The sequence below is a fragment of the Paenibacillus sp. FSL R7-0345 genome, from assembly GCF_038595055.1.
GTDB lineage: Bacteria > Bacillota > Bacilli > Paenibacillales > Paenibacillaceae > Paenibacillus_AQ.
On record NZ_CP152002.1, the window covers coordinates 411,283 to 436,231 of the forward strand.

The following is a 24,949-nucleotide window of genomic DNA, read 5'->3' on the forward strand; positions in this document are numbered from 1 at the left end:
CAACAGTGTCCAGGCATCCCGAGCGAAAACTGCTGCTGTTGCTGGCGGCTTACCCCTCCAGCAGCAATGCCTCCGGATCTTCCAGCAACTCCTTAACCTTAACGAGGAAGCTGACCGCCTCTGAGCCGTCTACGATCCGGTGATCGTAGGACAGGGCGATGTACATCATCGGCCGGTTGACGGTTCTTTCTTCGTCCAGGGCGATCGGGCGCAGCTGGATCTTATGCATGCCGAGAATACCGACCTGCGGGGTATTCAGGATTGGCGTAGAGAGCAGGGAGCCGAATACGCCACCGTTCGTGATGGTAAAGGTGCCGCCCTGCAGCTCCTGCAGGCTGAGCGTATTGGCGCGGGCCTTGGAGGCGAGCTCGACAATCTGCCGCTCGATTTCCGGGAAGCTGAGCCGGTCCGCATCGCGGACGACAGGAACGACCAGGCCTTCCTTAGCAGAAACGGCGATACCGATATCGTAGTATTTCTTGATCAGCAGCTCCTCGCCGTCAATCTCTGCGTTCAGCAGAGGATAAGCCTTGAGCGCGCCGATGACGGCTTTGCTGAAGAAGGACATGAAGCCGAGTCCGACATCATGCTTCTCTTTGAAGGCATCCTTCCGCCGCTTGCGGATGTCGAGGATGGCGGTCATGTCCACCTCGTTGAAGGTGGTCAGCATCGCCGCCGTCTGCTGCGCTTCGACCAGACGGCTGGCAATCGTCAGCCGGCGGCGCGACATGCGCTTGCGCTCGACGGCTTTGCCGTCCTGCGGCGCTGCTTTAGCCGCAGCTGCGGGCTTCGCCGCAGCCGGCGCGTCCTGCGGCGCCGGTGCCGCTGGCGCAGCGGCCGCCTGGCCGGCTGCGCCGTGGCCGTTCACATCGGCCTGGGCAATCCGGCCGATGGGGTCGCGGGCAGTGACCTCGCCGAGGTCGATGCCCCGCTCCCGCGCAAGCTTGCGCGCCCCCGGCGTAGCCAGGGCCGCAGTGCTGCCGGCCGCGCCTTCGGGAGCGGCCGGAGCCGGTGCAGCGGCAGCAGGTGCCTGCGCCGCCGCAGATGCAGCGCTGCCCTCGCTTGCGCTGCCGCTTTCACCAGCGCTGCTGGCGCCAGCTGCGCCAATCACGCCGATCGCTTCGCCGACGGCTACGTTCTCCCCGGCCTGGCGCAGGATGACGGAGATTACGCCATCTTCCTCGGCGCTGATCTCCAAGTTCACCTTGTCGGTTTCAAGCTCAGCCAGCACATCGCCCTGACCGACAGTGTCTCCTTCTTTTACCAGCCACTTGTATATCGTTCCTTCGGAAATAGACTCGCCCAGATCGGGTACTTTAATTTCGGACACAGGCCGTTACCTCCCCAAACTTAATAGTTTACATTATCACGATACCGTCATCCGATCAGGAGGACGGTACAGGCGCTTGTACTTGCGAGTTCGATTTCAGGGCTTCTGTAACGATGCGACGCTGCTCGAAGGTGTGGACATCTGCATATCCGCTGGCCGGGCTGGACCGTTCCGGACGGCCGATATACCGTACATTGACCTGCTGAGGCGAGATATCGCGCAGCCGTGGCTCGGCGAAGCTCCAGCCGCCCATATTCTTCGGCTCCTCCTGTACCCAGACAATCTCCTCCAGGGAGGTCAGGCTGTTCAGGTGTGCCGCAAGCTCGGCCTGCGGGAACGGATAGAGCTGCTCCAGACGGAGGATGTGCAGCCAGGAATAGTCGCGGCCGCCAGCCGCTTCCAGCTCGGTCTGCAGATCGATCGCTACCTTGCCGCTGCAGACAACCAGCCGCTTCACTTCAGCCGGCTTGCTGCCCAGCAGCGGTTCCGGAAGGACGGCCTGGAAGCTGCCGGAGGCAAGCTCCGCTCCCGGAGACGTGCTGCGGGTGTTGCGGATCAGGCTCTTGGGAGCCATAATCACCAGCGGCCGGGCATCCGGCTGTCCGCACATGGCGGCCTGGCGGCGCAGCAGATGGAAGTACTGTGAGGCACTTGATAAGTTCGCTACTGTCCAGTTCTCTTCAGCTGACAGCTGAAGATACCGCTCCAGCCGGGCGCTGGAGTGCTCCGGCCCCTGGCCTTCGTAGCCGTGCGGCAGAAGAATCGCCAGATTGCTGCGCTGTGTCCATTTGGCCCGTCCGGCAGAGATGAACTGGTCGATGATGACCTGGGCGGCATTGGCAAAATCACCATACTGTGCTTCCCAGATTACAAAGGTTTCCGGTGCGAACACATTATAGCCGTACTCATATCCGAGCACTGACGCTTCTGACAGCGGGCTGTTGTATACCCCGAAGGAAGCGTTAGAGGATCTCAGCTGATGCAGCGGGGAGTGCAGTGCTCCGGTCTCGCTGTCATGCAGCACCAGATGGCGGTGGGCAAAGGTGCCGCGCTGCGAATCCTGGCCGCTGAGCCGGATCGGCGTGCCGTCCTTCAGAATCGACGCGAAGGCCAGCGTTTCGGCCAGGGCCCAGTCGACCCGTTCCCCGTCTTCCAGCGCATCCTTACGGCGCTGAAGAATCCGTTCCAGCTTAGGGTATACCTTGAACCCGGCAGGTGCAGTCAGCAGATCCTGATTGATCTCTTTCAGCGTGCTGAGCGGAACCGCTGTCGGGCGCTGAGCCTTGGATTCAGCCTCAAGCACAACCGATGTTCTGGCCCCGCCATTTTTATGCTTGGCTTCCTTCATGGATTCAAAGGCCGCCTGCAGCACACCTTCTGATTCAGTGCTCATGCGCTGTACTTCTTCCGCTGTAAGGATCTTCTCGTCCTGCAGCCGCTGGGCATACAGCCTGTATACCGTCGGATGGTTGCGGACTTTGCCGTAAACAACCGGCTGGGTTGTCTCCGGATCATCCATTTCATTATGGCCGTGACGGCGGTAGCCGATCAGATCTATGACAAAATCCTTCTTGAACAAATTGCGGTAAGCACTCGCCAGCCGGACAGCCGAAATGCAGGCCTCCGGATCATCGGCATTCACATGCACAATCGGGATTTCATAGCCTTTGGCCAGGTCGCTGGCATAATGGGTGGATCTGGAATCTTCGCTTTCTGTGGTGAAGCCAATGCGGTTATTGACGATAATATGCACGGTTCCGCCATTCTGATAACCCTTTAATTTGCCGATATTGAGTGTTTCCGCAACAATGCCCTCGCCGGGAAAAGCAGCGTCGCCGTGCATCAGCACAGCCATAGCCTTGCTGGTATCCAGCTTCGGCAGGCCCGGTGTGCTCCGGTCCTCCTGCGCAGCCCGGGTAAAGCCCTCGACGACCGGATTAACAAACTCCAGGTGACTCGGGTTGTTGGCCAGTGTAATGCGTGTGCGTACCGTTTCTCCCTGCCGTACAGCGCGGTCAGCACCGAGATGGTATTTGACATCCCCGGTCCAGCCGTAGTTGATGCCCATCGAGCCCTCGGAAGGGAACAGCTCTTTATTCGGAGAATGATGGAACTCTGAGAAAATAATATCATAAGGCTTGCCCAGAATGTGAGCCAGTACATTAAGCCGTCCGCGGTGCGCCATCCCCATGAGAATATGCTCCGCACCGTCATGTGCGGCAGCGCGGACGATTTCATCCAGCATCGGTACCAGGGCATCGTTGCCTTCGAGGCTGAAACGCTTCTGGCCGACAAAGGTTTTGTGCAGGAAGGTCTCGAACTGTTCTACCTGGATCAGCCGTTGCAGCAGCTCTTTGCGCTCATTGTTGTTCAGCGGCGCGGGGGAGCTCAGCGATTCTGCCTGGCTGTTAAGCCAGCGCAGCTCCTTCTCGTCATGCACATGCCCGAACTCATAGGCAGTTGTCTGGGTGTAAGCCTGAAGCATCCGCTGAACAGCGTCCCAGGCGGTTTTGACATCACTCGGTGCATTCTCCCAGATCAGCGAAGCTGGCATAGCCATAAGATCCTCGCGGGTGAGATCATAGGTCCGGAAATCAAGCCATTGGGCCATCGGGTTCTCCCCGCGGTCAAGCGGATCGATATTGGCGGCACGGTGGCCGTGTATACGAATGTTGGCGATCAGCTTGGAGGCTCTTACTGCCTTTTTCAGCCACTCGGCATCTCCGGTTACAGCAGGCAGCGGGGCCTGTTCCGGTAACGGTGCCATCGGGGGAGGGCCGGATGCAGCAAAAAGATCGCGGTAATTAGGTTCCACTGAAGAAGGATCATTGATAAACTGTTCATACTTGTCTTGGATATAGCCCAGATTCGGTCCGTGATAATTGTTCCAAACGGATTCATTATAGGGTCCTTTGGCTGCCATGAATACATCCTCCTAACGGATGAACCCCACATGCGCCAGAAAAAGCACCAGCAGCTGGCAGGGCTGATATGATTGCGGTTTCATTTCTCCTCTATTGTGCTACTTTAACGTCTGCTAATCAATTCATACTTTGTGCTATTCCGTTCGCAAAATGGTATGATTCAGACCATAATTCATCCAGAACCACTATAAATCCCGAACGCTGATTGGTTCTCTGAAAAGTGGGTAAATAAGTCTATGTTTCCTTCTGGGAAAATAGGTTGAATAGCAAGCTATATTTAGGTCATAGCTCACAGTTTTCATATAGTTTAATCAAAATACTACAAAATGAATCGTTTGTTCTGAAAATATTCCTATAAAATATTTCCAACAATCGACACACTTTTTGTGCAGGGTACTATATAATGTTATTGCAGATAGCGTTTTCATACATTTATAAGCCAGATCCTTTCATGTAAAGGGTCCAGTAAAGGGTAAACCTGGACGAAAGACAGGGGCACAAAGTCTCGGATCTAAAGTAGAAATACTATGATGGCCGGACTGCCTGGGGACGCACAATCTTAGGAGGAGATTTCTTGGATAAGTCCAACCAGGGGAATGTCGGAGAATTGCAGACGGGTGATCTGGATCTGGAATGGGTGTACTTAATGATGGCAGCCAGAAAGGCCGGTCTCAAGGTGGAGGAAATCCGCCAGTTTCTGAGTGAAAGAGCTTTGCAGGCGATGTAAGCAGCGGAACATCCGGATGGTACATACAAAAAAAGGCACAGCGAAGGAGGCTGTGTCCTTTTTGTATGTCCGGGAGGGGGAACCTGCAGCAAATTAGTCCTTCTGCTCAAGCCGCCACTTCTGATAGTCCAGAAACTCCTTGAATTCCCGCTTGCTTATGCCTGAAGCCATAGCTTCCTGTACGAGACGGAACCATTCCCCATCAAGTGAAGCTTCCTGCACTTCTGCCGGTTCACCGTACAGCAGAACATGAATGGATACCTGGAGCGCATCAGCCATCTTCTCAATGAATTGGATGGAGGGGTTGGATTGAATATTTCTTTCCACATTGCTAAGGTATGATTTCGCCACGTCAGCCTTATCCGCAAGCTCGGATAAAGACAGACCCTTCTCCAAGCGGAGCTGATGAATGCGACTTCCTAAATGTTCCGGCACAGTTAAACGTCCCTCCGCACTTTTTGTTAACAGTATAGCAAATTTTCGCAAAACGGACAAAAATCACGCAAAAATAAGAAAAGCAGCATATTCTGACCCGCTGGTGCGGAATCAGGATGTGCTGCTTTTTTGGATACAATCTGCTATAGCTTAGTAGTTAACGGCTTTTGTCTGCTTGGCTTCGAAGTTCCAGGTCAGCTCCAGGCTGTCACCTTGGAAATAGTTCTGGTCCTGATTGTTGTCAACAAAGACAAAGCGGACTTCAAAGCTGTCGTCGGTACCGGCTTTGATACCTTCGGCTTCTCCGAACAGGAGGTTGAACAGGCTCTTGTCCTGAAGATCCGGATGGAGGTTTTTCAGTTCATCCAGTGTTTTTTCGTAGACGACAGTCTGCCCGACATTCGGAAGCCCTTTATCAAGATTGGTCAGGAATTGAACTTTGATAAATTTGGCCAGGTCATTATTGCCGTTATTTCCGCCTACATCCACAATTCTGGTGCTTGTATTCAGGAGGATGGAGCCGATATTGAGTGTACCGCTATTTTTCAGCTTGAATTTTTTGGTGATGGAGTCGCCCGGCTTCAGGTTGCTGATTGTAACTCCGACACTAGGATCGGTAGTCAGATCGAGAGTACCAGCTGCGAAAGTCTGCTGATGCTGGGCAGTATCGCTGAAGTAAGCGAACGTACCTCCGCCGATTAAAGACAAACCAAGAGCTGCTGATGCTACGCCAAGACCCAGTGTTTTTTTGATACCCATCATAAATTCCTCCTCGGATTGTATAAAATTTTTGGCCAAAATGTATATTGTATCTTCCGGTTCGTAACCGGAAGCGGACAATCAGACTTGTTACTGCGGTGAATCACTGACAGGGGGGGCAGGAGGAAGTGCGGCGTTCTTTTTTTCGAGTGCCATAAGCGCTTTCCAGGAGCTGTACAAGGCATAAGACAGAAGCAGCAGGCCCGGTACAATCATCAGCAGCACACTGCCGGCTTTGGAGACGGCAAAGTTCATCGCGTATCCGATATAGGGAACGGTGATGCCGGTGTATTCAGCGATGACGTTGGCGGATTGAACAGGTGCTGTATCCGCAGCGTCATTGTTATCCCCTTTTGTCCGGTATATGGCCTCACCGGTGGTACCATTGACAGTGGCCTCTACAATGCGGTGGGTAATCAGAATATTGTCTTCACTCATAAAAGTGATTACATCGCCTGCTTTGAAACGGTTCATATCACCGCCGGGCTTCAGGGCAACGATTGATCCGGTCTGAATATCCGGCTCCATCGAGCCTGAGAGCACTGTTTTAATCTCGTATCCGAAGAAGGCTGGCTCGCCGCCCGAAGCTTTGGACAGGACTACGGCAGCTACGAGTACGATAAATATCATCAGTACAAGGGTAGACAGAAGACTGCTGATTACTTTTTTGAACTTCATATTATTCTCCACCTTTAATATTTTGGGCTTCCGGAGGCTCTGTTGCGGCCGGGTCAGCTGAAGCCGGGTGTTCGGCAGGCGGTGCTTCCGGGCTTAAGGCTTCGGGCTCCGATTTTACCGGAGATGCCGGAGATGCTGTGTCAGGTTCCGAAGCTTCTGGTGTGCTCACCGGCTGCACAGGCTTTATGTCATCTGGAGCACCGGATTCACCGGGAGCATTTGTTGCAGCCGGATGATCATCAGTTGCTGCAGGAGCGTCTTCCTGCTTCGGTTGTTCTTTAGGGACAAGCTTTTCTTCTTCTGCCTTTTTCAGCGCCTCCTGCTCTTCAAGCTTCCGGGTCCGGGTCTGATTAATCATTTCCCGCTGCTGCTCAAGCCGGGCGATTTCGGAGGAGGTGCTGCTGAGTGCGCTGTTCAGTTCGTTATTGAAGCCTTCATATACGGAGGTTAGCTCATTGGAGATTTGGCCGTCCTGCTGAAAGGCAATCAGGAACGGTAAGGACTGCTGCGGCGCTTCGCCTAATGTGCCGGACTGTCCGTAAACTGCATCGGTAACCTGCCGTTGGGTGAAAAAGAGATCGTTATCACGGATCGACTTCAGATAGCGGATGATTCCGTTTAAAGAAGCGTTAAGTGATTCGGAAAGTACGCCGCTGTGAGCGATGCTGTCCTGCAGATCCGTCAGAATCTGGTCATCCTTTATTTCCAGGCAATTCGAATCGAGATTCAGCATGTAGCCTCCAATGACTGCGAGTGCTGATGCAACTGCATTCAGCTCGCGGATCAGCTCATTCCAGGTTTGGATATTATTATTCAGCTGCCCAGTGACCGCTCCTGCCTCACTATGAAGAGCAGATAGACGGCTGCCCAGTGCCTGCTCTGCGGCATCCAGCTCTTCCAGTGACATGGCTTCTATTCCGGAGATGTCCGCCGGGCTTCCCGCAAGGCTGTAGCCCTTCAGGGAATTCATTAGGGTAACGGCTTTGAGAATATGTGACTTGATCTCAGTAAGCTGCTGGACCACTGAGCTCGGGAAAACGGAACAGAAGGTCAGGGTTTCCGTTTTTTCCGTCGTATCGCTGAATCCGCCGTATGTGCTTCCGATCTGCTGAGAGGTATACAGCAGCAGAATAGAGACGGCAATCCCGGACTGAAGGGTGCGCAAGCCGAGCTTGCTGTTTTTCTTAGAGCGTTTTTTTGATGATCTGGGTAACAGAGGAATACCTCCCCGCAAAGTACCAAATTCGTTTGTTCGTTATTTTAGTTCGTTATAAAGAACATTTCTGTAATGAAATCATACATCCGTCGGATCAAAAAGAAAAACACCATTTTAGGCGTTTTGTTCTATATAACGAACAATTTTGTTGATTAATCTCTGCTTATCTCTTATTTACGCTTGTTTTAGAAATATATTCTTAATAAAGAACAAAGGTGTGAACAAAAAGGCATAAAAAACCGGCTGCACAGTCTGCAGGCCGGTTAACGGGTGAATCTATTGTTATAAAGATATAGCAGGCATAATTAAGGCAGTTTCTCACCGCGTGAGCTGATATACAGCTCGTACCATTCCTTACGGGTCAGCTCAAGCTGGTCTGCCCCCGCGCAGGCGGCAATCCGCTTAGGATTCACAGTGCCGATGACCGGCTGTATGGCCGCCGGATGGGTCATCAGCCAGGATAATACGATGGCTTCAGGGGTGGTGCTCTTCTGTTCGGCGAGCGAGCTGACCATTGCTGCTGTATTCACTACGCTCTCCGGCTGTCCTTCAAGGGAACGTCCGCTGAAGCTGCCCTGGGCGAGCGGGCCCCAGGCCTGCAGCTGGATATTCTCCATGCGGCAGTATTCTACCGTGCCTTCAGGAAAGGTAATGTCTTTCCACGGCTCACGGTTCACGCTGACCATCGCATCAAGCCAGCTGATCTTGGCCAGGCTCATATGAAGCTGGTTCACGATAAACGGCTCATCGCAATAATGCTGCAGCAGCCTGATCTGGGCGGCGCTCATATTGGAAACGCCGAAATGGCGGACTTTACCTGACTGTTTAAGCTGGTGCAATGCCTCGGCAATCTCCTCAGGATCCATCAGCGGGTCGGGCCGGTGCAGCAGCAGAATATCAAGATAGTCTGTACCGAGACGGGATAATGTGCCATCAACACTCTTCAGGATATGCTCCCCGGAGATATCAAAGGTATTGCTGGTATCTCCCGGTTCAATTAGCCTGATGCCGCATTTGGACTGGATAATCATTTCCTCACGCAGTCCCGGCCGGTCCTTGAAGATTTGTCCGAATACCTTCTCCGCTTTACCGCGGGTGTAGATATCGGCATGATCAAAAAAATTAATGCCGATGGATAATGCGGCTTCAACCGCCTCATGACCCTGCCGGATGTTATCTGCGGTCAGCGGCTCATGATCCCAGCCTCCGCCAAGGCCCATACAGCCCAGGGCGATGCGGCTGGCCGGGATACCCCGGACATTAAGTGGCAGCGTTTTCAGCAAAATGAATCCCTCCGTCTAAATGGAATTACAGTTCAGGGATTATTGTACACCTTTTAGAAACCGGTATGGTACTTTTTGTCACTGGAGGAGCGGTGCTTGGTGCCTTCCTTATCCTTTTCCTCCTGCTGTTCCAGCGTAAGGTCCTCGACCGGAATCGGATCGACATGCTGCTCGCTTTCATGCAGGTCAAACAGGCTGGGCTGGTCTGTCGGGTATTGCTCAGGATGGTCACGGTTGTCTCCTTGCAGCTTATTGTCCTTCAATTGCTCTTTTTCCTTATCCATGTTATTCCCCTCGCTCTCATGAATTTGCAGTTTGCACGTTAATACACGCAATAGAGTGTTATTAAACAGCAAAGAGGCCCGCCGGGGCCCCTTTGTCCAAAATATATTTTATAGTGACAACGGTGTTCCGTAGTCGTTCAGCTTACGTGCCTTAACATCTGCGTAGAGCCGCTTTAACCACTTCAGCTCAGTAAGGTTGTGTTCATACCGCCCGTACATCAGGTGCAGCGCCGAACGGGGGACAACTGAAATATGCTCCTCATATACCTGATAGGCATAGTTGACCTGATGCTGGGTTTCACGGATGCGTTCCTCCAGTATCTTTTCCACCTTGTCCTGGTCTATATATCGCGAAAGCGCCAGAGCCATATACAGGGGATGGAAGACCAGCTCCATCTTTTTGATCTGCTGCAGAACCAGCTGCTCGAACAGGGCTTTTCCTTTACCGGTAATCCGGTAAATGGTTTTGTCCGGACGGTCATTGCTGCGGATGGTCTCCACAGCCTCGATATGCTTCTCCTGCGCCAGCTTGTCGACAGCGTAATAGAGCGAGCCCATCTGCAGCTTCATCATTTGGTCGTACATCCGCTCTTTCATGATGAGCATGATCTCATAAGGGTGCATATCTTTCTCCTGCAGCAGGCCGAGGATTACCATCTTCATCGACATCTCAGGTTATCCCCGGTCACTGGAAGGCTGTGCTGTCTTCGGCTTAAGCGTAAGCCGGTCTCCCGGCATGAGCAGGACAAAAGCAACACCCAGTGCTGCCGGAATCAGCGCCCACATGAAGGTGTGCGAGATGGAGTCCGACAAGGCGCCTGTAATCTTTTCGAGTACGGCAGCCGGAATGCCGGCTCTTGCTTCCGGTGTCAGCGCTGCCTGCGGATTGCCGAAGGAAGCAGCCTGTTCACTATTGCCGAAGGCACCGCTCAGGCTGTCTGTAAAGCTGTTGCGCTGGATAATCCCGAAGATGGTAATCCCGAGCGTCATGCCCAGCGAACGCATGAAGGTGCTTGTGGATGTCGCTGAACCGCGCTGGCGCATATCAAAATGATGGATCGAAGCCATGCTGAGCACGGAGAAGGAGAAGCCGACACCGAAGCCGGTCAGCAGCATGAAGATGTTAAGCATCAGACGCGAAGTATCCGGCGACAAGGTGCTCAGGCAAAAGACTCCGGCCAGGAAGCAGACGGCCGACAGTAACATGATGTTGCGGAAGCTGGTCTTGGTAGTCAGCAGCCCGCCGGTCTGGCTTCCGAGCACGGTGCCGATCATCATCGGCATCAGAATCAGCCCGGAGTTAGTGGCCGAGCCGCCGTTAACACCCTGCACAAAGATGGGAATGTAGACAGTAGCTACGATAAAAGTAGAGCCGTAGAACAGCCCAATCAGGCTGCTGGTCGCAAACAGGCGTTTGCCGAACATCGCGAACGAAATCACCGGTTCTGCCGCGTAACGTTCAATAAAGATGAAGGCAATCAGCAGAACGGCAAAGCCGGCGAACAGGCCGAGAATTGTAGCGGAATCCCAGGCGTATTGATTGCCGCCGAGCTCAAGCGCGAACATCAGGCAGATGATCGAGCCGACAAGCGTAAAGGCGCCGCCCCAGTCAATCCGCTGCTTGGCATGAGAGACGGATTCTTTATAAGACGTCATTATCAGTGCAAAAGCTACGATACCGATCGGCAGATTGATGTAGAACACCCATTGCCAGCTTAAGTAATCCGTGATGTAAGCACCCAGAAGCGGACCGATTACGCTGGAGATCCCGAAGACGGCACCGAAGAGACCGGTCAGCTTGCCTCTTTTTTCAGGCGGATAAATATCGAACACGATGGTGAAGGCAATCGGCATCAGCGCACCGCCGCCAATCCCCTGAATAGCCCGGTAAATACTGAGCTGGGTAATGCTGCTCGCCGTACCGCACAGGGCCGAGCCTGCCAGGAAGACGATCAGTCCGAAGATAAAGAACCGTTTGCGCCCGTACATATCGGACAGCTTGCCGAAGATCGGGGTACCGGCCATTACCATGACCATATACGCAGAGGTAACCCAGACGATTTTATCGAGTCCGCCAAGCTCGGATACAATGGTGCCCATAGCTGAGGCTACAATGGTATTGTCCATCGCGGACATCAGAATACCAAGCAGCAGGCCAACCACTACGAGCTTTAAATTGCTTTCTTTAGTATGCATGCTTCGCAGGCTCCTTTTCTTTTAGTTCTGGAAACAGACCTTATTATATTCAAATTTGAATAGGGTAGCAACCTTTATTTTCAAGGCATTCAATAGAGAGTATAGGCGTATTGGCCGGGTTGTATGCGGGGATTGAACAGGAGGGCTGCCGGTAAAAAAAAGCCGGCCGGAGACGGCGAGGACTTACATCGCCGCAATTCCGTGCCGGGGCTCTCTGGATTCAATATAGTTAATAAAAAGCTCGGTAAGCTCAGGGTCGAACTGGCTTCCGGCACAGGCACGCAGCTCTATGACCGCTTCCTCAAACGATTTGGTCGGCTGGTACGGCCTTTCAGTAGTCATTGCATCAAAGGAGTCGATAATCGTCAGCATCCGGCATAGACGGGGGATTTCCTCGCCTTTGAACCCGTAAGGATACCCTTTGCCGTCGTAACGTTCGTGGTGCAGCTCAATGTAAGGTGCGAGCTCCTTGAACTTGTCATTGGTGAGCGCCATTTTTTTGCCCCAGGTGACATGCCATTTGACCATTTCCCATTCCTCGGGCTCCAGCTTGTCTGTTTTGTTGAGGATGCTCCACGGAATCTCCAGCTTGCCGATGTCGTGAATCAGTGCGCCCAGGGTGAAATTTCTTTTGGATATGGCATCCATCTCCAGTATTTCGCTGATATCCATGGCATAACGGAAGACACGCTTGGAGTGGCGGAAGGTCTCCATATCCTTATACATGAACAGATTGAGCTGCTGCTCAATATCCCGTACATCCTGGCTGAAATCAAGCTCCTGCTCCAGCGGTGAATGTTCTCCGTAAGTATGCACGGTATTCTTGCCCTGGCGTTTGGAGTAGTAGAGTGCCTGATCGGCATGGTCGACTAGCTGTGATTTATCGTGAATGTCGCTGCTGCTGGCAGCAATACCGGCGGAAAAGGCGAGGCAGCCGAGCGGAAAAATCTCAACGCCGTTAAAGCGGCTGTTGTTAAGCTTTTTGCGCAGCAGGTCAATGTAAGTGCGGGCCTGCAGGCTGTCGTAGCCGGGCATAAGCAGCGTGAACTCCTCACCTCCGTATCGCGCAGCAATCGTGCCGGACTTTTGGGATTCTGATTTGAGCAATTCCCCGACAAAGGAAATCAGCTTGTCCCCCTGAAGATGCCCGAAGTGATCATTATATTTTTTGAAGTCGTCAAGGTCGATCATGGCCAGCGACAACGGCACGCCGGTAGACCTTGATTTCTGAATTTCCTGTTCCAGAACTTCCTCGAAGTAGCTGTGGTTGAACAATCCGGTCCGCTGATCCGTGTTGGCCCGTTCTTGAATGCTGCGGTACATGGAGAACAGCTTTTTGAATGATTGACAGAGCAGCACCGCCAGGCACATGTAGAGCAGCAGCCCGAGAATCTGATTATGATAGACCAGTACAGTCAATACGAGGGAAAGCACTAAAGTACACAGATAGACGAACATTGCATCTTTAATCATATCTTTGATTGTTTCGTATAACGTAGCCCGGTATAAAATGTAATAGTACAGGACGACGAGCAGGGTATTCATAAAGAAATAAACAGCCAGCACCAGGAGATACGTGAATAATTGCGTGTTAATGAGCGCACCGGGAGTTCCCCCGAGGTATTGGAAGCAGGCTGCAGATACGATAATCATGATACTGTAGATGAAAAAATTGGTCAGATGCTTCCACCAGCGTGTGCCCCGGTCAATGATGGCGAAGAACAGGCAGTTCAGCAGCAGTACGGTCAGTGTAAAGCCGGGTCCGAAAATAAAAATGCAGGCGAGATAAACCGAAGAGTCCAGCGACTGCTCGTTGCCTTCCGGCGGGAGCTGGATCATAAAGAAGTTAAGCACCAGGCAGGCGCTGGTCATTGCATAGACCCAGACCCAGGTGGATGTGGAGTAGTGAAGGAACTCAAAGCGGTTCGTATATGAAAAAAGCCCCATGCCAATCAGGCAGACAGACAGTGCGTACATGTGCCCTGAATCCAACGTTGCAGCAAAAGATTTAAGTTTAGCCATGAGGACCCCTCTTTACATTATCAAAATATTCCTTTGTACATAATAATGGTTTTAGGAACAAATGAATAGCGGTAATGTAAAGAAACAGGCGGAATAGCCGCCTGTTTCGCTTGGAAATCATTTTATAGTCCGCCGATTTTGAAGCCCGAAGTCAGAGCAACAACTACGGAAGCTACGATAATAGCGTTGAATGCAAGACGGGAATATTTAATTTTTTTCACAGGTAACCCTCCCTTCATTTAGTCAATTAGCGGCTTATCCCTGCACATCCGGCTGAGGTTTACGGGTTGTGGCGGCAGGTGTCATGATATTGATGATGAACAGGAAGATCCCGAAGTTCATAACCACATCGCCAATGCTGATAGCCTGCGTACGCGGATAAGGGCTGGACAGCGGGATAATATCGCCCAGAAAAGCTAAACGGGTCGAAGCATCAAGCAGATAGTGCTTGGTTACTGCGTCACCGCTCTTGAGCATGTCCAGATAGATCGGGTCCAGTACGGACGCCGCCTCGTAAGATACCGGCATTCTCCCTCCGTTGACAAGCATAACCAGAAAATTCAGGAATACGCCTATCATAATCAGCCAAAATCCTTTGTTGTGCCGGTTCAACCATAAAAAAATCAGCCCCACCACATACACAGCGATATAAACATATCCGCTGGCTGCGGCTACAGTGGACGACCGCTCCTGAATATAAAACATAAAAAATTGGAATACCAGCAGCAGCGGGAAGATCCAGCCGGACTTTAGCCGGATATTGCTGAACTGGACGAGGCCGTGCTTCAAGCCGCCTCTGAACAAGCCGACAATTAAACCGATAATAATACCGTCATAAACCATTAAGCTGACTACCTGCCTTATGAATATGTAATGTAAATATGTAAAAATTTACTGTGCTTCATGGATAGTTCGCTGTCATTCAATGAAAAACCTTTTTATTGCATAAAAATTTTTCTCGACATACCCTATGGGGGTATGTTAAGCTGATTTTGCAGCCAGGATACGGGGAGGTATGGAGATGGCACCCAAGGAACAGAAGCATTCTTCTGCAGCCTGCGACAGCAGCTGTCATACGCCGGGCGAACGCAAGAGCCATCATTCAGAAGAATTCAAGAATGGACTGGCTACCCGTCTCAACCGGATAGAAGGGCAGATCCGCGGAATCAAGGGCATGATTGAGCGCGATACCTATTGCGATGATGTGCTTAATCAGCTGGCCGCTGTACAGGCTGCACTCGGCGGAGTCGGAAAGCTGCTGCTCGAAGGGCATATGCGAAGCTGCATTGTTGAACGGATTGAAGCCGGAGAGCATGAAGTTATCGACGAGCTGCTGATTACAGTCAACAAGCTCATGAAATAGGGCATAAAAGGTTAATTGCCGCAACAACATTTTATAGGAGGGTTTGCCATGTCAAACGTAACTTTAACTGTAGAAGGAATGTCCTGCGGACACTGTGTCAGTGCCGTAGAGAAAGCTGTAAGCGGTCTGGGCGCTGCTGCCAAAGTAGACCTGCAAGCCAAGCAAGTGGCAGTAGAGTATGACGAGAGCAAAGTAAGCCTGAACACTATTAAAGAAGCTATCGAGGATCAGGGATACGACGTGGTATAAGCCGGATTCCGGCAATAAAGGCCTGGAGCCGGGATCTGTAATGAGATCCGGTGGCGTCCAAGCCTTTTATTTTTCTTTAAATTATACCCTATAGGGGTATGGGAGGTGCTTGATACATGGAAAAGAGTTCAGAAACAGGCTTGCAGCAGACAACGCTGCAGATTACAGGCATGACCTGCTCCGCCTGCGCAGCCCGGATTGAGAAGGGGCTGTCCCGGATGGATGGGGTGTCGCGGGCCAATGTGAATCTTGCGCTGGAGCAGGCGACGGTCGGCTTTGATCCTGCGGTCGCGGGGCTGCCGCAGATTGAGGAGAAAATCCGTTCGCTCGGTTATGATACGGTTAGGGAAGCAGCGGATTTTGATATTACGGGCATGACCTGTGCCGCCTGCTCGGCGCGGATCGAGAAGGTGCTAGGCAAGATGCCCGGGATTGCGTCGGTGAATGTGAATCTGGCGCTGGAGACGGCGCATGTGGAATATTCGCCGGGCAATATCAGTACGGCGGATATTATGGAGAAGGTCAGCAGCATTGGTTATAAGGCGTCACTTAAGCGGGACCGGGGGGAGACAGTGGACCAGCGTGGCCAGGAGATTGTACGTAAACGGAATAAGTGGCTGATCTCGGCGATCCTGTCCTTCCCGCTGCTGTGGGCGATGGTTGGCCATTTCTCCTTTACCTCCCGGATTCCGGCTCCGGATCTGCTGATGAATCCCTGGTTCCAGCTTATACTGGCGACTCCGGTGCAGTTCATTATCGGCTGGCAGTTTTATGTGAGCGCCTATAAGGCGCTGAAGAACGGCAGCGCGAATATGGATGTGCTTGTCGTGCTGGGTACCTCCGCCGCGTATTTCTACAGCTTGTATCTGACCATAGATTCCCTCGGGATGAGCGGCATGAACCACACCGTGGATATGTACTATGAAACGAGTGCAGTGCTGATTACGCTGATCCTGGTGGGTAAATGGTTCGAGGCGCTGGCCAAAGGCCGTTCCTCGGATGCCATCCGCAGCCTGATGGGGCTGCAGGCCAAGACCGCGCTTGTCATCCGCGGCGGTAACGAGATCAGCATTTCTATAGAAGAAGTTATTCCCGGCGACATTGTACTGGTGAAGCCGGGCACGAAGATTCCGGTTGACGGCCAGGTGCTGGAAGGATTGTCCTCTGTGGATGAATCGATGCTAACTGGCGAGAGCATTCCGGTGGAGAAGAAGCCGGGCGACGCCGTCATCGGAGCCACGATTAACAAAAACGGGATGCTGAAGATTGAAGCCCGTAAGGTAGGCCGGGATACTGCCCTGGCGCAGATTATCCGGGTGGTTGAGGAGGCGCAGGGCTCCAAGGCGCCGATTCAGCGGATTGCCGATGTGATCTCCGGTATTTTTGTACCGATCGTTGTTGCTGTTGCAGCTCTGACCTTCTTCATCTGGTACCTCTGGGGGGCACCCGGACAGTTTGCCGACGCACTGGAAAAAGCGATTGCCGTGCTCGTCATCGCCTGCCCCTGCGCGCTTGGTCTGGCGACACCGACCTCGATTATGGCCGGCTCCGGACGGGCTGCCGAATTCGGGATTCTCTTCAAGGGCGGCGAGCATCTGGAGGCTGCGCGGGATATTCGGACCGTTGTGCTGGATAAGACCGGTACGGTAACGAGCGGCAAGCCGGTGCTTACGGATATTCTGACGACTACCGGCATCGCAGCGCACGGCAGGGAGCTGGCGGAGAACCGGCTGCTGGCGGTTACGGCAGCGGCTGAGAAGCTCTCGGAGCATCCGCTCGCCGAGGCTATTGTGGCCGGTGCTGCAGTCCGCGGACTCACACTGCCGGCGGCAGAGCAGTTCCAGGCGGTACCCGGCCGGGGTATTTCGGCGGTTGTTGACGGAGCGGCGGTGCTGGTAGGAACCCGCCGGATGATGGAGGAGAGCGGCGCGGATACCGGCCCCTGGAGCCAGCTGATGAGGAAGCTGGAGCAGGAGGGCAAGACGGCGATGCTGGTGTCTCTTGATGGAAGCATAGCCGGTATTGTGGCGGTTGCCGATACGATCAAGGAGACTTCCAAGGCAGCGGTAGCCAGGCTGCATGAGATGGGCATTGAGGTTGTCATGATCACTGGTGACAACAAGCTGACTGCCGAAGCGATTGCGCAGCAGGCCGGCATCCGTACCGTGCTGGCGGAGGTGCTGCCCGAAGGCAAAGCGGCAGAGATCCGCAGACTGCAAAGCGGCGGCGTGAAGGTTGCCATGGTCGGCGACGGGATCAATGATGCGCCGGCGCTGGCGACAGCGGATACCGGGATGGCCATTGGCACCGGTACGGACGTTGCCATGGAAGCAGCGGACATTACGCTTATGCGCGGCGATCTGATGAGCATCCCCGACGCCATTCTGATGAGCCGCAAGACCATGCGCAATATCAAGCAGAATTTGTTCTGGGCGCTCGCTTACAATACAATTGGGATACCGGTAGCCGCACTGGGCTTTCTGGCACCGTGGCTCGCAGGAGCGGCGATGGCCTTCAGCTCCGTGTCGGTTGTACTCAATGCGCTGCGGCTGCAGCGGGTGAAGCTGTAGCCGGCGGCAGGAATAAGGAGCGATAACGATGAGTAAAGAACCAACTAATGCAGGCAGTACCGATAATGAAACCCTGTCTCTTTTAATGAAGCATGCCTCTGTCCGCCAGTTTCAGGACACGCCTGTAAGTGATGAGCAGCTTGCTGCCATTATCGGCGCGGCACAGATGGCGTCCACCTCCAGCAACGTGCAGGCTTACAGCGTCATCGCTGTGACTGATGCCGGGCTGAAGGCACAGCTCTCGGCACACTCGGGCAACCAGGCCTATATCGAGCAGTGTCCTGTGTTCCTGGTGTGGTGCGCTGACCTGTACCGGCTGCGGGAGACAGTGCGTCCGCATCTGGGCGATGCAGAAACTTATGAGGACACGACAGAGAACCTGATCGTTGCCACCGTTGACGTTGCCCTGGCGGCGCAGAATGCGGCAATCGCTGCCGAGTCCCTGGGCCTCGGAATTGTCTACATCGGCGGCATCCGCAACAACAGCGCCGCTGTATCCGAGCTGCTCGGCCTGCCTGAGCTGGTCTATCCCGTGTTCGGCATGTGCCTGGGCACCCCGGCCGGAGAAGCCGGCCTGCGCCCGCGCCTGCCATTGTCTGCAGTGTTGCACTACAACGGGTACGACAAGGAGAAAACCGCAGCCCAGGTCGGGATCTACGACAAGGTGAGCAGTGAGTACATGCATAAACGGACCGGCGGACAGAGCAACGCCCCTTGGTCTGCTATGATGGCCAAGCGGCTGGCTGAGCCTGCCCGGCTGCATTTGAAGGATTTTCTGCAGGAGAAGGGCTTTATGAAGCGGTAACCTCTGCTGCTGTTCCAAGGCGGATTACCGTGGTGTTGGCAGGGATGAGCGGATTTGTATTAAAAGCATGGTGTACCGGCGCAGCCGGGGGACCATGCTTTTTTGTGCTGCCGGCGGGAGAGGTGGCAACAGACGGGGGAGGAGCCAGAAGGGCCCTTGATTCGGCTAAATTGTCTTGGCGTGCGAAATGAAAGGCAAAAATGCCTTTAATTCGAGCTAAAGTGGCTCAGTGCGTGAAATGAAAGGCAAAAATGCCTTTGATTCGGGCTAAATTGGCTTGGCGTGCGAAATGAAAGGCAAAAATGCCTTTGATTTAGCCCAAAGTGGCCCGGCGCACGAAATGAAGGGCAAAAATGCCTTTGATTCGGGCTAAATTGGCTTGGCGTGCGAAATGAAAGGCAAAAATGCCTTTGATTCGGGCTAAATTGGCTTGGCGTGCGAAATGAAGGGCAAAAATGCCTTTGATTCAGCCCAAAGTGGCCCGGTGCGCGGAATGAAAGGCAAAAATGCCTTTGATTCGAGCTAAAGTGGTCCGGTGCGCGGAATGAAAGGCAAAAATGCCTTTGATTTAGCCCAAAGTGGCCCGGCGCACGAAATGAAGGGCAAAAATGCCTTTGATTCGGGCTAAATTGGCTTGGCGTGCGAAATGAAAGGCAAAAATGCCTTTGATTCGGGCTAAATTGGCTTGGCGTGCGAAATGAAGGGCAAAAATGCCTTTGATTCAGCTCAAAGTGGCCCGGTGTGCGGAATGAAAGGCAAAAATGCCTTTGATTCGAGCCAAAGTGGCCCGGCGCACGAAATGAAGAGCAAAAATGCCTTTGATTCAGCCCAAAGTAGCCCGGTGTGCGGAATGAAAGGCAAAAATGCCTTTGATTCGAGCCAAAGTGGCCCGGCGCACGAAATGAAGAGCAAAAATGCCTTTGATTCGGGCTAAATTGGCCCGGCGCACGAAATGAAAGGCAAAATGCCTTTGATTCGGGCTAAATTGGCTTGGCGTGCGAAATGAAAGGCAAAAATGCCTTTGATTCGGGCTAAATTGGCTTGGCGTGCGAAATGAAGGGCAAAAATGCCTTTGATTCGAGCTAAAGTGGTCCGGTGCGCGGAATGAAAGGCAAAAATGCCTTTGATTTAGCCCAAAGTGGCCCGGCGCACGAAATGAAGGGCAAAAATGCCTTTGATTCGGGCTAAATTGGCTTGGCGTGCGAAATGAAAGGCAAAAATGCCTTTGATTCGGGCTAAATTGGCTTGGCGTGCGAAATGAAGGGCAAAAATGCCTTTGATTCAGCCCAAAGTGGCCCGGTGCGCGGAATGAAAGGCAAAAATGCCTTTGATTCGAGCTAAAGTGGCTCAGTGCGTGAAATGAAAGGCAAAAATGCCTTTGATTCGAGCTCAAAGTGGCCCGGTGTGCGAAATGAAAGGCAAAAATGCCTTTGATTCAGCTCAAAGTGGCCCGGTGTGCGGAATGAAAGGCAAAAATGCCTTTGATTCAGCTCAAAGTGGCCCGCCGCCTGCCTGATTCCTCTTCCCCCGCCGCAAGGTGACAATTGTCAGTCCATTTCAGTGACAGTCCTTACTAATGTCAGTTCCCTGCCTCCAGTACTATAGGAGTATAAAGTTTAAGGATGCGGGGGAACGGACATGGAGCATGTAATAGAGATGGAGCAGGTCAGCAAGGCGTACCAAGGCAAAAAGGCGGTGGATGGCATCAGCTTCAGCGTCGGCAAGGGGACGGTGACAGCAATCCTGGGACCGAATGGAGCAGGCAAATCAACGATGCTGGCGATGCTGCTGGGTCTGACCGAACCGGCAGAGGGACGGATCACCGTGTTCGGCAAGCAGCCCGGGCACAGTGCGGTAAGAGAAAAAACAGGAGCTATGCTCCAGGAGGTAAGCGTGATGGACCGGCTGAAGGTGCATGAGCTCATTAAGCTGACCCGGAGTTACTACCCGCAGCCAATGGACACGGAGGTGCTGTATAAGGCGACGGGACTGGCAGAGTCCGACCTTAAGCGGTACGCGGAAAAGCTGTCCGGCGGGCAAAAGCGCAGCCTGGGCTTTGCCCTGGCACTGGCCGGTGACCCGGATCTGCTGTTTCTGGATGAGCCGACAGTGGGGATGGATGTAGCGGCGCGGCGGAAGTTCTGGGAGACGGTGCGCGGACTGGCCGCCGGGGGCAAAACCATTCTGTTCACCACGCACTATCTGCAGGAGGCGGAGGATATAGCGGACCGGATTCTGCTGTTCAGCCGGGGAACACTGGTGGCAGACGGCACTCCGGATGAAATTAAATCACAGCTGGTGCGCAGCTCGCTGTCTTTTCTTCCGGCAGGAGACGCCTCCAAACTGCTGGTACAGCTTCGGCAGCTTCCCTCTATTAATGAAATCAGCAGCAGGGACGGCCGGATTTATGTGACTGCGGAGAGCACGGACGAGGCGCTGCGGGATCTTTTTACCGGAGGACTGGAAGTGAAGGATGTGAGGATTGATCAGGGCCGGCTGGATGCGGCGTTTGAACAACTAACCGGAAACCCGGGAGAGGCGGAACAGCAATGAATAAGAACCTGTTAATGAACCAGTGCAAGGCCGAGCTGCTGCGAATCGTACGCAATCCGTATTTTGTATTCTGGTCGCTGCTGATGCCGATCCTGTTCTATTTTATTTTTACCAAAGTGGTGAACACGGGAACCGATGATGTCAGGCATTGGCAAGCGCATTACCTGATGTCGATGTCAGCTTTCAGCGTAATGGGCTCGTCGATTATGACGCTGGGCATCCGGCTGGTGCAGGAACGTACCCAGGGATGGAACACGTTTATGCGGATTACACCGCTGCCGGCTTCAATCTATTTTCTCGGAAAAATGTTCGGCCAGACCATTATGCATCTGTTCTCGGTTTTGTGTATTTTTACGGCGGGTTATCTGATCAACGGGGTGTCGCTCAGCGCGGCAGAGTGGCTGTTCAGCGGGCTGTGGATTGTACTTGGTGCACTGCCGTTTATGGCGCTGGGAACACTGGTCGGCCTGATGAAGCGGGTAGATACGGCGAGCGGGGTCAGCAATGTGCTGTATATGGTGCTGGCGCTGGCAGGCGGGATGTGGATGCCGCTGGAGATTTTGCCTAAGTCAGTGCAAAGAATCGGGCAGTGGCTGCCCTCCTATAATTACGGGGACGGGGCGTGGAGACTGGTGCAGGGAGATCATCCGCAGTGGGGCGGAGTACTGATATTGCTCGGATATCTGGCAATCTTTATGCTACTATCGGTATATATCCGAAAAAAACAGGAAGCGGTGTAGCGGACAATGGCACGAAAAAAGTTTTATTTGTTCCCGCAAAGGTTCGGGGCATTTCCTTATGTATGGCTGCTGTATCTGCTGATGCCGGCTTTCAATCTGCAGATCGAGCACGGGTGGAAGCTGCTGCTGGGCGTCTGTATGCTGGTACTGTTCGCCGTGACATATCAACAGCTGTATTGGGCAGGCAGCGGGAAAGCTTTTCATCTGTGGCTCGGGCTGCAGCTGCTGCTGATTGTCGTGCTGAGTGTATTTTATACACCTTATAATTTTTACCTTGGTTTTTATGCTGCTAATTTTATCGGCTGGTACACTGACAAAAAACTGTTCAGGCCCGCTTACGCCGTATTTGCCCTGTCCATACTGGTACCGCTGCTGATAGCTGTACAGGGAATGGAACTGGAGAATCTGGTATTCCTGGTGCCTTTTCTGCTGATTATGCTGGTGTTTCCCTTTGGGATCCGCTCCCTGAGCAGCAACCGGTTGCTGGAGCGTAAGCTGGACCAGGCCAATGAAGTAATTAAGGAAATGGTCAAACGCGAGGAACGGATGCGGATCGCCCGTGACCTGCATGACACGATGGGCCATACGCTATCGCTGATCACTTTGAAAAGCCAGCTTGTCGAAAAGCTGGCCGCTAAAGACCCTGAGCGCGCCCAGGCGGAAGCCCGCGAGATTCAGCGCACTTCCCGCGCCGCACTGCGGCAGGTGCGGGAGCTGGTATCGGAGATGCGCGCCGTTTCAGTGGCTGAGGAGCTGGCCGAAGCAGGAGAGATGCTGCGGTCCGCTGAGATTGCCCTGGATGTGGAAGGCGATGTATCCCTGGAAGGAGTTTCTGACCTGTCGCAGAATATCCTGAGCCTCTGTATTAAAGAGGCGGTAACCAACATCGTGAAGCACAGCGGAGCCGACCGGTGCAGAATCTCAGTTGAGCTGCCGGCAGGCAAAGTGCAGATTACAGTTGAAGATAACGGGGGAGGCCTGGGACGGGCTGGCGGGGGACACCGCGCGGGCAACGGGCTGAAGGGGATGGCTGAGCGCCTGTCGCTGATTGAAGGCAGTGTGACGCTTAATGCCGGTGATTCCGGAGGAGCAGTCCTGACCGTCGTTATCCCGAGAATTGTGAAGGAAGGAGTGACTGCATGAAGATAAGCGTTGTTATTGCTGAGGATCAGCGTCTGTTGCGCGGAGCGATGGCTTCGCTGCTGGATATGGAGGATGATATCGAAGTCGCGGGAGAGGCCGGAGACGGTGCGGAGGCACTGGCATTGATTGAACGCGTCCAGCCTGATATCTGCCTGCTGGACATTGAAATGCCGCTGATGAGCGGACTGGAGGTTGCAGAAAATCTCAGAGAACGGATGGCTCCGACAAAAATCATTATCCTGACCACCTTCGCCCGCCCCGGTTATTTCGAGCGCGGCGTGAAGGCCGGAATTCAGGGATATCTGCTGAAGGATGAGCCGGTAGACAAGCTGGCTGACGCCATCCGCCGGGTAATGCAGGGCCATCGTGAGGTCTCGCCCGAGCTGGTCTTCGGCAGCCTGCGAGAGGAGAATCCGCTATCGGAGCGAGAGCGTGAAATTCTGAAGCTTGCCGGTGCGGGCCGGTCGGCCGGTGATATTGCCGGTGAACTGCACTTGTCTTACGGCACCGTGCGTAATTATATCTCGGAAATCCTCAGCAAGCTGGAGGTCAAAAGCCGGATCGAGGCGGTACGGCTGGCCGAGGAGAAGGGCTGGATCTAGGCAACAGCCTGGTGCCTGTGCTTGGTGCCGGAAGCTGCTCTCATATCCTTTTTGCAGAAGGGACGTATGTTTCTACAACGCACCTGTAGTCAAAAAAGCCCGGCCGTCCTGTTGTCACAGGCAGGCAGGGCTTTCTTTCTGTATATAAAAATTACGTTATCGCAGTAGTACAAGCCGTCGTCCGGCCTTTTGCTATATCCTGTTCTTTGCCTGCTCCTCCCGCATCCACTGGGAGAGCTGGCGTTTGAGCTGCAGAAATTCAGGCGTATCGGTGATTTCCTCGCGGCGCGGCCGCGGGAACGGGACGTCAACGGTATGAAGAATCGAGCCGGGCCGGCCGGAGAAAACATAGATCCGGCTGGAGAGCAGCAGCGCTTCTTCAATATTGTGGGTGATGAACAGCACGGAACGGCGGTTCTCCTCCCACAGCTCCAGCAGCCAGCGCTGCATGTCGCTGCGCGTCAGCGCATCGAGCGCGCTGAACGGCTCGTCAAGCAGCATCAGCTCCTGCGGAGCGAGCAGGGCGCGCAGGAAGGCGGCCCGCTGCTGCATGCCGCCGGACAGCATGTGCGGGTAAGCCTGCTCGAAGCCGCCGAGCCCGACGCGGCCGAGCCAGCGGCGGGCGTTCTCCCGCGCGGCTGCCTGCGGCTCGCCCTTCAGCTCACCCGCGAGCAGGACGTTGTCCTCTATGCTGCGCCAAGGGAACAGCGCAGGCTGCTGCGGCATGTAGCTGATCTCGCCGCGCTGCCCGGTAACAATGCGGCCGTTCATGCTGACTGTTCCGGTATCCGGCGCCTCAAGGCCGCCGATGATATGGAACAGGGTGCTTTTGCCGCAGCCCGACGGGCCGAGGATGGAGACGAACTCCTGCTGCCGGACGGTCAGGGACACGTCATTCAGCACGCGGGTCTCCTTGCGGCCGCGGCCGAACGTCTTGGAGATGCCGCTGACCTCAAGCGCGGGCGGCTGGGTCTGGGCAGCCAGGCGGTTTGCGGTGCCCGTGTTGTTGTCTGTCTGGTGATACATGGATCAACCTCCTTTCCAGGTGAGCTAAGAAAATCCAATTAGAA

23 protein-coding genes and 1 riboswitch are annotated in these 24,949 nt (G+C 53.8%); of the genes, 10 read left to right on the plus strand and 13 right to left on the minus strand.

Annotated features, from left to right (window positions below; translation table 11 throughout):
• Positions 1–49: 49 nt before the first annotated feature.
• Complete coding sequence (gene odhB / locus NST84_RS01780; protein WP_342563964.1) at positions 50–1,330, minus strand: 2-oxoglutarate dehydrogenase complex dihydrolipoyllysine-residue succinyltransferase; 1,281 nt, start codon at positions 1,328–1,330, stop codon at positions 50–52.
• Positions 1,331–1,385: 55 nt separating this feature from the next.
• A complete protein-coding gene (locus tag NST84_RS01785) occupies positions 1,386–4,253 on the minus strand; it encodes a 2-oxoglutarate dehydrogenase E1 component (protein ID WP_342563965.1) in 2,868 nt (955 codons plus the stop codon).
• A gap of 462 nt (positions 4,254–4,715) precedes the next feature.
• Positions 4,716–4,801, plus strand: a riboswitch (cyclic di-GMP riboswitch).
• 27 nt (positions 4,802–4,828) lie between these two features.
• Here NST84_RS01785 and NST84_RS01790 point away from each other — a divergent pair.
• Positions 4,829–4,981, plus strand: a complete 153-nt coding sequence (locus NST84_RS01790) for an anti-repressor SinI family protein (RefSeq protein ID WP_342563966.1) — start codon at positions 4,829–4,831, stop codon at positions 4,979–4,981.
• A gap of 93 nt (positions 4,982–5,074) precedes the next feature.
• Here the strand turns inward: NST84_RS01790 and NST84_RS01795 are convergent, their stop codons facing one another.
• The 10 genes from NST84_RS01795 to NST84_RS01840 form a co-directional block, all read right to left on the minus strand.
• Positions 5,075–5,416: a helix-turn-helix domain-containing protein gene (locus tag NST84_RS01795; RefSeq protein ID WP_342563967.1), complete on the minus strand. Its 342-nt coding sequence runs from the start codon at positions 5,414–5,416 to the stop codon at positions 5,075–5,077.
• A 150-nt stretch (positions 5,417–5,566) separates the two neighbouring features.
• A complete protein-coding gene (locus tag NST84_RS01800; protein ID WP_342563968.1) occupies positions 5,567–6,175 on the minus strand; it encodes a TasA family protein in 609 nt (202 codons plus the stop codon).
• 90 nt (positions 6,176–6,265) lie between these two features.
• Positions 6,266–6,853 (minus strand): signal peptidase I, encoded by a 588-nt coding sequence (locus NST84_RS01805; RefSeq protein WP_342563969.1) that lies wholly within the window; start codon positions 6,851–6,853, stop codon positions 6,266–6,268.
• Position 6,854: 1 nt separating this feature from the next.
• The gene (locus NST84_RS01810; RefSeq protein WP_342563970.1) at positions 6,855–8,018 is read right to left on the minus strand and encodes a hypothetical protein; all 1,164 of its coding nucleotides are present in this window, start codon (positions 8,016–8,018) and stop codon (positions 6,855–6,857) included.
• A gap of 356 nt (positions 8,019–8,374) precedes the next feature.
• Entirely contained in the window at positions 8,375–9,349 is a 975-nt protein-coding gene (locus tag NST84_RS01815; protein ID WP_342566323.1) for an aldo/keto reductase, read from the minus strand.
• A gap of 56 nt (positions 9,350–9,405) precedes the next feature.
• The gene (locus NST84_RS01820; protein ID WP_342563971.1) at positions 9,406–9,636 is read right to left on the minus strand and encodes a hypothetical protein; all 231 of its coding nucleotides are present in this window, start codon (positions 9,634–9,636) and stop codon (positions 9,406–9,408) included.
• A gap of 108 nt (positions 9,637–9,744) precedes the next feature.
• The gene (locus NST84_RS01825) at positions 9,745–10,299 is read right to left on the minus strand and encodes a PadR family transcriptional regulator (RefSeq protein ID WP_342563972.1); all 555 of its coding nucleotides are present in this window, start codon (positions 10,297–10,299) and stop codon (positions 9,745–9,747) included.
• A 12-nt stretch (positions 10,300–10,311) separates the two neighbouring features.
• On the minus strand, positions 10,312–11,832 hold the full coding sequence (locus NST84_RS01830) for an MDR family MFS transporter (RefSeq protein ID WP_342563973.1): 1,521 nt from the start codon (positions 11,830–11,832) through the stop codon (positions 10,312–10,314).
• A gap of 183 nt (positions 11,833–12,015) precedes the next feature.
• A complete protein-coding gene (locus NST84_RS01835; RefSeq protein ID WP_342563974.1) occupies positions 12,016–13,854 on the minus strand; it encodes a diguanylate cyclase in 1,839 nt (612 codons plus the stop codon).
• A 255-nt stretch (positions 13,855–14,109) separates the two neighbouring features.
• Positions 14,110–14,697, minus strand: a complete 588-nt coding sequence (locus tag NST84_RS01840) for a DUF5317 domain-containing protein (protein WP_342563975.1) — start codon at positions 14,695–14,697, stop codon at positions 14,110–14,112.
• 178 nt (positions 14,698–14,875) lie between these two features.
• On the opposite strand from NST84_RS01840, the gene NST84_RS01845 reads away from it, so the two are divergent.
• From NST84_RS01845 to NST84_RS01885, 9 genes are all read left to right on the plus strand, one after another.
• Positions 14,876–15,217, plus strand: a complete 342-nt coding sequence (locus NST84_RS01845) for a metal-sensitive transcriptional regulator (protein WP_342563976.1) — start codon at positions 14,876–14,878, stop codon at positions 15,215–15,217.
• Between the two features lie 48 nt (positions 15,218–15,265).
• Positions 15,266–15,466 (plus strand): copper chaperone CopZ, encoded by a 201-nt coding sequence (copZ, locus tag NST84_RS01850; protein WP_342563977.1) that lies wholly within the window; start codon positions 15,266–15,268, stop codon positions 15,464–15,466.
• Positions 15,467–15,582: 116 nt separating this feature from the next.
• Positions 15,583–18,036, plus strand: coding sequence for a heavy metal translocating P-type ATPase (locus NST84_RS01855; RefSeq protein WP_342563978.1), 2,454 nt, complete (start codon positions 15,583–15,585; stop codon positions 18,034–18,036).
• 28 nt (positions 18,037–18,064) lie between these two features.
• Positions 18,065–18,841, plus strand: a complete 777-nt coding sequence (gene nfsA, locus NST84_RS01860) for an oxygen-insensitive NADPH nitroreductase (protein WP_342563979.1) — start codon at positions 18,065–18,067, stop codon at positions 18,839–18,841.
• Positions 18,842–19,538: 697 nt separating this feature from the next.
• The gene (locus NST84_RS01865) at positions 19,539–19,775 is read left to right on the plus strand and encodes a hypothetical protein (protein ID WP_342563980.1); all 237 of its coding nucleotides are present in this window, start codon (positions 19,539–19,541) and stop codon (positions 19,773–19,775) included.
• 704 nt (positions 19,776–20,479) lie between these two features.
• Complete coding sequence (locus tag NST84_RS01870; protein ID WP_342563981.1) at positions 20,480–21,394, plus strand: ABC transporter ATP-binding protein; 915 nt, start codon at positions 20,480–20,482, stop codon at positions 21,392–21,394.
• Positions 21,391–22,134, plus strand: coding sequence for an ABC transporter permease (locus NST84_RS01875; RefSeq protein ID WP_342563982.1), 744 nt, complete (start codon positions 21,391–21,393; stop codon positions 22,132–22,134). Before NST84_RS01870 ends, NST84_RS01875 begins: the two co-directional genes overlap by 4 nt.
• Before the next feature lie 6 nt (positions 22,135–22,140).
• Entirely contained in the window at positions 22,141–23,277 is a 1,137-nt protein-coding gene (locus NST84_RS01880) for a sensor histidine kinase (RefSeq protein ID WP_342563983.1), read from the plus strand.
• Entirely contained in the window at positions 23,274–23,879 is a 606-nt protein-coding gene (locus NST84_RS01885; protein WP_342563984.1) for a response regulator transcription factor, read from the plus strand. The genes NST84_RS01880 and NST84_RS01885 overlap by 4 nt, the downstream gene beginning before the upstream one ends.
• A 192-nt stretch (positions 23,880–24,071) precedes the next feature.
• Here NST84_RS01885 and NST84_RS01890 read toward each other — a convergent pair whose 3' ends face one another.
• Positions 24,072–24,905, minus strand: coding sequence for an ABC transporter ATP-binding protein (locus NST84_RS01890; protein ID WP_342563985.1), 834 nt, complete (start codon positions 24,903–24,905; stop codon positions 24,072–24,074).
• Positions 24,906–24,949 lie beyond the last annotated feature (44 nt).